The organism is bacterium (assembly GCA_023230585.1).
Lineage (GTDB): Bacteria > Ratteibacteria > UBA8468 > B48-G9 > JAFGKM01 > JALNXB01.
Genome location: JALNXB010000070.1, coordinates 1 through 8,960 on the forward strand (window position 1 = coordinate 1; position 8,960 = coordinate 8,960).

An 8,960-nucleotide genomic window follows, 5' to 3' on the forward strand; every position below is an offset into this window, starting at 1 on the left:
GCAAGACTGACAATGAAATGGCAGATATAGTACAAAAACAAAGAAGCAGGTTATTAAAAAAAATTATGCCTGTTTGTGACCCTTAATTATTTCAGGCTCATTATTTGACTGGAAAAGACTGAGTGGTTTAATTTAGATGTAAACAAGAGTATGAAGATTGAGCAACATTGGGACGGTAAGCCAAAAGAATCGCCAAAAAGTTACGCTTGGCTACAATATGATAATAAACACTTATACCTTGCTGTAAAAAGTGAATCTGACCCTTGGACAAAAGATATGCCCATCTCCTTAAAAGAACGTATACCAATGATAGAGGTATCTTTTGAAAGTCAGGAAGGAACTCACAGTAAAGGATGGTGGCTTGAAGATATGCCAACAGGTCCCATTTACACATTGTGGGGGCATTTTAATGGAAAGATGGAAGTTGTGAATACCTTTGGTATGCCTTACGAAAAACTTGTTAATCTGGAAAAACATATAGAATATAAACATTCTGTCCAGAACGTTGAAAATCTTTCTTGGACAGCTGAATGGAAGATACCTTTTTCAGAAATAGGAATATCACCAAACGAAGTGGATAAACTATGTTTTAATATAGGTGTTTGGAAAAGAGGTGGCTGGTTTGCTTGGATTGCAACTGGCTCTTCTATATGGGAGATTGAAAAAGCAGGCTTTATTAAATTTGCAAAGTAGTGGGTATCGTGATGTCAGCAGACTAAACTAACAGGTGAACCTGTTTACCAATTGGACAAACTTTTTAGACTCTTCAAAAGTTTTTCCTTCTGATATAACTGCTGATATAGCACAAAAAGAATCTGCCCCTGCTTCCATTACAGATAAACCGTTCTTTAAATCTATCCCACCAATAGCAACAATAGGTGTTTTTATTTGGGACTTTAAATCTTTTATTAGTTGCAACCCTGCTTGTTCACCAGCATCTTTTTTTGTGAATGTTGTAAAAATAGGTGACGCTCCAACATAATCAGCTCCACATTTTTCTGCTTCAACAGCTTCTTTTATGTTATGAACAGTTACTCCTATTATCGCATCTTTTCCCATAAGAACTCTTGCTTCCTGGCAGGGAATATCATCTTGCCCAAGATGTACCCCGTCTGCGTCTACCGCAAGAGCTATATCTATCCTATCATTTATAATTAAAAGAGTTTTATTGTTACATATCTTTTTTAATATTAATGCCTCTTTAAACATTTCTCTACTACTTTTATTTTTTTCTCTATACTGGACTATTTTCACCCCTGCTTTAATAACTGCCTTAACATCTTCTTCTACACCAATTTTAGAAAGATTACAGTCTGTTACAAAATAGAAACCCATCTTGTGCAAATTTAGATTAAGTTTATTCATTACATCTTTTCCAATTGTTCTAAATCCTCAATCTCTTTAGCCGACAGATTATAAAGAGCATCATAAAAACATACCTTAAAAGAGCCAGGTCCTTTGGTTTTTTTTGCAGCCAACTCTCCGGCAATTCCAAACAGAACAAGTGCTGTTGCCGAGGCTACTGAATAATCTTTTTCGACAGCAGAAAAAGCACCAATCATAGAAGCTGCCATACACCCTGTACCAACAATGTTTCCCATCATATAATGTCCGTTTTTACAAACATATACGGTATCTTTGTTAGATATAATATCCTCTTTGCCAGTAATAACAACTGTAAAGTTTTTTTCTTTAGCAAGTTTTTTGGCTAACACTCTTAGGTCAACTTCTACTTCTGTAGATTCAACACCTTTAGTAAACGTTTCCAAACCAGCAATAGAAGCGATTTCAGAAGCATTACCCTTTAACACATCTACTTCTATTTCTTTAAGAAGTTCTCTAATTATTTCATTTCTATACCTTGTTGCACCAACCCCAACTGCATCCAACACAACAGGAATATGCTTCTCATTAGCTTTCTTTCCAGCCAATTTCATAGCATCCACCAGACTATTTGTAAGAGTGCCAATATTTAATACCAACGCAGAAGATATCGCAACCATATCTGCAACCTCATCGGGCGAATGAGCCATCACAGGTAGCGCCCCTGTTGCCCTTACGATATTAGCACAATCATAAATAGTTACCCAGTTAGTGATGTGGTGTATAAGAGGTTTTTCTTTTTTTACCTTATCAAATATCTTTACTGTTCTATTCATTAAGTTTCTCCATAAACAACAATCTTAAACCCACCTATCATATTTTTTACCAAATTCAATGGTATCTTCAAAGGATGTTACTCCAGTTGTTGCACCAACAGAAGTTGCTATTTTTCCTCCAGTAATATTTGCAAGCATCCCACATTTTTTAAAAGAGAAACCTTTAACAATTCCTGCTATAAACCCTGCCGCATAAGCATCACCACAACCTGTAGTATCAATTTTTGGAGCGTCAGGCGCAAAAATTCGGTATTCTTCATCTTTGTTTTTTATATAAGAACCATCAGCACCCATTTTTAGACAAATATTTTTTACACCTCTATCCATAAAAAAGTTAGCAATCTCGGTCGGGTCATCTTTACCAGCAATCATTTTAGCTTCTTCAATACTTGGTATAAAATAATCAATATACGGTAATGATTCTTCAATAAGTTCCATCCATTTACCAGTTGAGTCCCACGCAGTATCAAGACACGTTATAAGACCAAAACTTTTAACTTTCTTTAATGTTTCAGCTAAAGGTTTCCCATCAAATCCAGGCATTAAAAAAACACCAGCAATATGTATTAACGGAAAGGTTTTTATATAATCAAAATCTATATCTTCCAGTTTAATATCCCCGTTTGCACCGGTAGAATGTATAAAAGACCGTTCACCGTCAGAGTGTATAAACACAAGTGTTCCCGAGGTAGATTTAGTTTCACTTTTTTTTATCCTGCTTACATCGATATTTTCTTCTTTTAATTTACCGAGTAGAAAGTTACCAAGATTATCGTTTCCGACCTTCCCAGATATAGATACATTTATTCCAAGTTTACTAAGCACAACTCCTGTATTACTTGCACAACCACCAATATGAAGTTCTGTACGTTCTGTTAAAATCAATTTACCCTTTTCTGGTGCTGCTTCTACTGGTCTACCTAAAAAATCTCCAACAATAATACCCAGACACATAACTTTGTTTTCCATAACTCCTCCCTTAAAAAATATTTTTTTGGACTATCTTTTTCGTCCCTTCAATTTCTAAATCATTAATAATTATATCTTTAACAGTTTTGTAAACCTCTTCTTGAGCTTTAATTATAGAAGTATCTCGAAACTTCTCATAAGCCTTCCTTACAGCTGTCGCAATATTGATTTTTGATATTCCTGCGTTGATTCCTTCTTTTATATACTCTTTTTTAATACCTGTCCCGCCATGCAACACAAGAGGTACATTAGTGGCGTTTCTTAATTTTTTTATATGGTCTATATCAAGGCGTGCTTCAACTTTTTCTAAATCTCTCAAAGAGACAGACACAGCTCCGTGCACGCTTCCTGCTGCTATTGATAACCAATCAACATTTGTTTCTTTTACAAAAGTAGCAGCTTCTTCAACAGAAGTAAAACCTTGTTTCGTTGAAAAAAGTTCTTCATAAGGCGGGAGTTCTTTCTCTTCATGCCCCATTACTGCCCCCAATTCCGCTTCAACAGGCACATTGTAAGAATGGGCTAACCCAACAACCTTTTCTACAGCACTGATATTCTCTTCTAAACTGAGCCGAGAACCGTCTACCATAACAGAATGGTACCCAAGTTGAAGCGCCTCTTCTATTATTTTTATATAATCTACTTTTTTCCCGTCTTCATCAACAACAGGTATATGGTCTAAATGTAACTTGACACAAATCTCGTTTTTTGCAACAGTTTGAAACTCATTATAGACAGATTCAAGACTTTCAACTTTAAATTTTGTCCATTCAAGCCGAGCAACTTCTACCATCCCAAAAATTTTTGTATCTTTAATTGCTTGAACTATAGGTTTAATAGCAGGCAAATAAAAGATATTGAATGCAGGAATAACAATTCCCGAATTAAATGCATTTATCATTGCTTTGGAAGTATTCATATTAACCGTTTTTATAATAGTTGTTATTGTTTTGAAAGTGTCGTATATATATAATTATATTTTATAAACGTGACATACACAAATCAAAAACATTTTATAACATTATTTAAAATAATTGAAAATAGATTGTTGATAGTTTAAAATAATAAAATAAACGTTAAGAGAGTTCTTTAATACTTTAATTAGAGGAGCAATTATGAGAAAGCTTGCATTTTTTATAGGAGCACTATTTTCTGCAGGAATTGCAATGTATGACCCATACCTTATGATAAAAGGTATTGACATCTTTTTTTGCTACGAGTTTTGGGCACCAGCGGCTATTTTTGTTCTTTTTTTTATGCTTCTCTTGTCGTGTATACACCGATTTTTTGAATTTAACCAACAAGAACTCCTTCTAATATTTGTAATGGCTTCAACTGCTTCTATTTTACCAAGTATGGGTTTTGTGTCGTCTTTAATCCCTATAGTTTCGGGTTTTACTTATTTTGCAACCCCAGCCAACAAATGGGCAGAACTTATAGTAGATAAGACGCCTTCTTTGCTTATGGTTAAAGATATGCAAGCAATAACCTGGTTTTACGAAGGGTTACCTTACGGTAAACAGATACCTTTTCTTCCTTGGTTAGCTCCGATGGGTTTTATATTGCTTTTTATTCTTGTTTTCTCTTTTTTAAGTATTTGTATAATGGTGCTTTTTAGGAAACAGTGGATAGAAAAAGAGAGATTGATATACCCCCTCACCATACTTCCTCTTGAAATGGTAAATAAAAAGAAAGGTTCAAGAATACCGGTTCTTTTTAAAGATAAATTGTTCTGGCTTGCCTTTACTCTTATTTTTTTATTTTATTTATTCAACTGGTTTTCTATCCGTTCAACTGGGTCGCCTGCTCTTTCAATAAGAGGTAATATTGCTCTATTTCGTAAAAGTATGAGACTTACCCTAAACCCTGCATTTCCTATAATAGGGTTAGCATATCTAATTCCTCGTAGTGTTTCCCTCTCTTTATGGCTTTTCCCTGTACTATTTACAATCCAGAGCGGTCTAATTAGTATTAGCGGTTTCAAACTTCCCGGTATAAACGAAACTTATGGAGGTCGTTCTGCTATAACATCTTTTGAAGGGGCGGGCGCTATGCTTGTACTTGTTATTTCACTATTTTGGCGTGCACGCAAACATTTATCAGATTGTTTCCGTAAAGCCTTCTGCAAAAATTGCGACATTGATGATTCAGAAGAACTTCTATCTTATCGCACTTCAATTTTTGGCGGTATAATAAGTCTATTTCTTGTGATATCTTTTATGAGATATTCTGGTATGCCCTGGTTTACGGCTATAATGTTTGTACTCTTTTCTTTAATAGTGTTTATAGGTATTGCGCGTGTAGTATGTCAAGCCGGGTTACCCCAAACTCGTGCAATGTGTATTCCAACAGTATATACTGCTTACCTTCTACCACCAAACCTTGTTACAGACCAAGGGTATTTGGCTCTTGGTATGCAATACAGTTGGGCAGCCGATATAAGAACCTCTGTGATGGCAACCACCGGACACTCCTTAAAAATTCAAGAGAAAGTAAAAATATCTTCCAGACTACTTTTTACAGGTATTATTGTTGCTCTGATTATTTCTTACGTTTGTTCTGCTTGGGTCCATATCAACGCTGGTTATCGTGTTGGCGCATTAAATGCTTCTGCAGCAAGAACTGGTGGTGGTTTATGGTTTTTTGGAGGTGGAGAAACTCGTTTTATAGCCAACTTTATGCTTCCTAAAATAGATAACCCAATTACTCGGGAGATAATAGTATCACGTTATATCTTTACGGCTCTGGGAGCTTTTTTGATGGGAATATTAATGTTTGTCCACTCAAGGTTTATGTGGTGGCCATTACATTATATAGGGTTTCCTATAGGTGAGGCAGCTCCTTTGTTACAAAGTTGGTTTGCTATTTTTATTGCCTGGCTATTAAAAGGGTTAATATTGAAATTTGGCGGTCACAATGTTTACAAAAGAAGTGTACCTTTCTTTCTTGGTATGATACTTTCACATGTTACATGGCTTGTTGTGCATAGCGTTTTATCTCTTGTTTTAAAGAAATGAACAAGTGCAACTCTTTTTACACTGTTTCACTAAACCCTTCTATTGACTACTCTTTTTATTTATCTGATGAAATTTTGTATGACGATATAAACAGAGTAAAAGAGACTTTAGTAAACGCTGGAGGTAAAGGACTTAACGTTGCAAGAATGCTCACAAAACTACACTGTAAATGTGTAGCAATCACTTTTCTTGGTGGGGAGAATGGAGAAAAACTTGAAACCCTTTTAAATCAAGAAGGTGTTGAATATATAAATATAAAAATTAAAGAAAACGTACGAAGTGTATATAATTTTTTTAGCAAAGAGAAGGTTTTAAGGTTTAATGAAACAGGACCAAAAATCTCACATTCTGAAAAGAATAAGTTATTCAAACTGTTTGATAATATAAACCTTAACAGCGGAGATATTCTTGTAATTTCGGGAAGCCTACCTGCTGGGATAGGAACAAAGATATATCCTCAGATAATAAAATTAGCAAAAGATAAAGGGGTTTATACTGTTCTTGATTCAGACCGAGAAGCGTTTAAGGAAGGTATTAAAGAAATTCCAGATATAATAAAACCTAATCTATGGGAACTCGAGAGGGTTTCTCAACAAAAAATAAGTACCCCTGAAACTTTATACAACATACTGGAAAACCTTTGTAAAAAAGGTATCTCTGCCATTCTTCTTACACTCGGTAGCAAAGGAGCTCTATACTTTTCTGTCGACTATATCTACTATGCTTCTGTACCAAAAACAAGAGTGGAAAGCACTGTTGGTTGTGGAGACACTTTTCTTGCGGGGTACCTTTCTGGTGTTTACAAAGGAGAACCTACTGGTAAATGTCTCCGACTTGCTGCTGCCTCTGGCACAGCAAAAGTTATGATTAAAGGTACTCTTATGCCTTCCGATAAAGAAATTACTCAAATATATAAAGAAATTAAAGTTAAGCAGGTGAAAAAAGAAGAGTTTTTAAGACTCTTTAAAGATATTTTGGCTACCCCTGAATCTCTTTAAGAACATTAAAAAATAAGGAAAAATTATGGTAAAACTAAAAACTATAGTAGATTTTTTGGATACTGAACTTAAAATTAAATATTTTGAAGACGCTTCTCACAACGGCCTACAAGTAGAAAACTCTGGGAATATTAAGAAGGTATGTGTTGGTGTTGACGCATCACTTGAGTTTTTTACTCTTGCTTCTAAAGAAGATGCCGACCTTCTTATTTGTCATCACGGTTTAAGTTGGAAAGATTCTTTAAAAAGAATAACAGGTATGAACTATAACAGACTAAAGTTTTTGATAGAAAATGATATTGCTTTATATGCTGCCCATCTACCTTTAGATGCTCATCCAGAGTTGGGGAACAATATCCAGATATGTGAAAAACTTGGATTAAGAAATATAGAACAGTTCGGAAATTATAATAATATGCTCTTAGGGTTTACCGGCACTCTCCCCACTTCTTTAAACCTAAAAGAGTTTAAGCAACTTGTATCTAAATCAATTGGTAAAATAGTTGGCACAATGGATTTTGGTAAAACAAAGGTTAGTTCTGTGGCAGTTGTTTCAGGTGGTGCTGCCTCAAACATACTTGAAGCAGCAGAGTTGGGTATAGATGTTTTTTTAACAGGTGAACCAGAACTAACAGCATACCATATTGCCCAAGAATGCAGGATAAATGCAGTTTTTGCAGGCCATTACTCTACAGAAGTTTTTGGAGTGAAGGCAGTTGCGCGTCTTTTGCAAGAAGAATTTTCAATTAAAGCAGAATTTATAGATACAAAAACCCCTTTTTAACCCATCTCTTGTTTCCATAAACGAATTTATATTGACGTTAGATAAATAGAGTGGTATTATATTACCGGGTAATACAAAAAAAGAAAAAGGGAGTTATAAAATGAGGACAAGAGAAGTTATGACGATTTCTTTGTCTGCGTCTCTTTTGAAAGAAATTGAGGAACGAGCAGAAAAAGAAGGTAGAAACAAAAGTCAGATGGTAAGAGATGCTTTAATAAAATATCTTGCTGATAAAAGATGGCAGGAATATAGGCAACAACTAACCTTGAAAGCTCGTGCTCTTGGATTTTATACAGAAGAAGATGTAGAAAATATGGTAGATGATATAAGAGACGAAAATAATGATTAAGATTGTTTGTGATACCAATATATATCTTTCTTCTCTTATTAGCACTGAAGGCCCCCCTGACGAGCTTCTCTCCCTTGCAAGAAAGGAAAAAATTGTTATATATATATCATCTTTTATAATAAGTGAAATTGAGCAAGTATTGCAAAAAAAAATATTAATGGAAAAAACGGTAATCCAAGGAGTTATAAAAGAAATAAGAGGTTTTACCCAACTTGTTACTCCTAAGGTTACTGTAGAAATAATAAAAAAGAAGGTATCAGATAACCGTATTCTTGAATGTGCTATTGAAGCAAATGCAGATTTCCTTGTTTCGGGGGATAAAAAATATCTTTTGCCTCTTAAAAAACATAAAAAGATCAAAATAGTATCTCCTGCAGAATTTTTGAAAACTACCAACCTGTAAATTTTAACCAAATTATCTTCCCATTTCCTTTTTCGCCTTCGGCGAGATTGCCACGCTAAAAAACAGCTCGCAAAGACGGAATGGGGGGATATTTCTTTGCACTACACTTGACTAAGACGAAGGTCAGACCTCCGCAGAAAACACCGAGGACCGACCTTAATCACTCGCAATGACAATCTTCCTTATTTGCCTCTCCCCTTGAGGGAGAGGATGCAAGGTGAGGGGGGCTTTTTTCTTTTATGTCTTTTCCCCCATTCCTTTTTCGCCTTCGGCGAGATTGC

The 8,960-nt window shown here is 35.1% G+C and carries 10 protein-coding genes; 6 read left to right on the top strand and 4 right to left on the bottom strand.

The window, feature by feature from the left end:
• Positions 1–150: 150 nt before the first annotated feature.
• The gene (locus M0P98_08525) at positions 151–693 is read left to right on the top strand and encodes a hypothetical protein (protein ID MCK9266894.1); all 543 of its coding nucleotides are present in this window, start codon (positions 151–153) and stop codon (positions 691–693) included.
• 27 nt (positions 694–720) lie between these two features.
• Here M0P98_08525 and thiE read toward each other — a convergent pair whose 3' ends face one another.
• Genes thiE through M0P98_08545 form a run of 4 tightly spaced genes read right to left on the bottom strand, consistent with a single transcriptional unit; the run spans position 721 to position 4,047 of the window.
• Positions 721–1,365, bottom strand: coding sequence for a thiamine phosphate synthase (gene thiE, locus M0P98_08530; protein ID MCK9266895.1), 645 nt, complete (start codon positions 1,363–1,365; stop codon positions 721–723).
• Positions 1,365–2,159 carry a hydroxyethylthiazole kinase gene (gene thiM / locus M0P98_08535; GenBank protein ID MCK9266896.1) on the bottom strand — a complete coding sequence of 265 codons (795 nt, stop codon included), beginning with the start codon at positions 2,157–2,159 and terminating at the stop codon, positions 1,365–1,367. Before thiM ends, thiE begins: the two co-directional genes overlap by 1 nt.
• Positions 2,160–2,183: 24 nt before the next feature.
• Positions 2,184–3,128 carry a carbohydrate kinase family protein gene (locus tag M0P98_08540; GenBank protein ID MCK9266897.1) on the bottom strand — a complete coding sequence of 315 codons (945 nt, stop codon included), beginning with the start codon at positions 3,126–3,128 and terminating at the stop codon, positions 2,184–2,186.
• Positions 3,129–3,138: 10 nt separating this feature from the next.
• Entirely contained in the window at positions 3,139–4,047 is a 909-nt protein-coding gene (locus M0P98_08545; GenBank protein ID MCK9266898.1) for a class II fructose-bisphosphate aldolase, read from the bottom strand.
• A gap of 196 nt (positions 4,048–4,243) precedes the next feature.
• Here M0P98_08545 and M0P98_08550 point away from each other — a divergent pair, with 196 nt between their 5' ends.
• The 5 genes from M0P98_08550 to M0P98_08570 all read left to right on the top strand — a co-directional run bounded on the left by M0P98_08550 (position 4,244) and on the right by M0P98_08570 (position 8,679).
• On the top strand, positions 4,244–6,145 hold the full coding sequence (locus tag M0P98_08550) for a hypothetical protein (protein MCK9266899.1): 1,902 nt from the start codon (positions 4,244–4,246) through the stop codon (positions 6,143–6,145).
• Positions 6,142–7,143: a 1-phosphofructokinase family hexose kinase gene (locus M0P98_08555; protein MCK9266900.1), complete on the top strand. Its 1,002-nt coding sequence runs from the start codon at positions 6,142–6,144 to the stop codon at positions 7,141–7,143. The genes M0P98_08550 and M0P98_08555 overlap by 4 nt, the downstream gene beginning before the upstream one ends.
• Positions 7,144–7,168: 25 nt before the next feature.
• Positions 7,169–7,927, top strand: a complete 759-nt coding sequence (locus M0P98_08560; GenBank protein ID MCK9266901.1) for a Nif3-like dinuclear metal center hexameric protein — start codon at positions 7,169–7,171, stop codon at positions 7,925–7,927.
• A 100-nt stretch (positions 7,928–8,027) separates the two neighbouring features.
• Positions 8,028–8,276: a ribbon-helix-helix protein, CopG family gene (locus tag M0P98_08565; GenBank protein MCK9266902.1), complete on the top strand. Its 249-nt coding sequence runs from the start codon at positions 8,028–8,030 to the stop codon at positions 8,274–8,276.
• Positions 8,269–8,679 (top strand): putative toxin-antitoxin system toxin component, PIN family, encoded by a 411-nt coding sequence (locus tag M0P98_08570; protein MCK9266903.1) that lies wholly within the window; start codon positions 8,269–8,271, stop codon positions 8,677–8,679. The genes M0P98_08565 and M0P98_08570 overlap by 8 nt, the downstream gene beginning before the upstream one ends.
• Positions 8,680–8,960: the final 281 nt, after the last annotated feature.

Excerpts from the sequence above, each read along its gene's own strand:
- M0P98_08525 (MCK9266894.1), top strand. The coding sequence starts at position 151 with ATGAAGATTGAGCAACATTGGGACGGTAAGCCAAAAGAATCGCCAAAA.
- thiE (MCK9266895.1), bottom strand. The coding sequence starts at position 1,365 with ATGAATAAACTTAATCTAAATTTGCACAAGATGGGTTTCTATTTTGTA.
- thiM (MCK9266896.1), bottom strand. The coding sequence starts at position 2,159 with ATGAATAGAACAGTAAAGATATTTGATAAGGTAAAAAAAGAAAAACCT.
- M0P98_08540 (MCK9266897.1), bottom strand. The coding sequence starts at position 3,128 with ATGGAAAACAAAGTTATGTGTCTGGGTATTATTGTTGGAGATTTTTTA.
- M0P98_08545 (MCK9266898.1), bottom strand. The coding sequence starts at position 4,047 with ATGAATACTTCCAAAGCAATGATAAATGCATTTAATTCGGGAATTGTT.
- M0P98_08550 (MCK9266899.1), top strand. The coding sequence starts at position 4,244 with ATGAGAAAGCTTGCATTTTTTATAGGAGCACTATTTTCTGCAGGAATT.
- M0P98_08555 (MCK9266900.1), top strand. The coding sequence starts at position 6,142 with ATGAACAAGTGCAACTCTTTTTACACTGTTTCACTAAACCCTTCTATT.
- M0P98_08560 (MCK9266901.1), top strand. The coding sequence starts at position 7,169 with ATGGTAAAACTAAAAACTATAGTAGATTTTTTGGATACTGAACTTAAA.
- M0P98_08565 (MCK9266902.1), top strand. The coding sequence starts at position 8,028 with ATGAGGACAAGAGAAGTTATGACGATTTCTTTGTCTGCGTCTCTTTTG.
- M0P98_08570 (MCK9266903.1), top strand. The coding sequence starts at position 8,269 with ATGATTAAGATTGTTTGTGATACCAATATATATCTTTCTTCTCTTATT.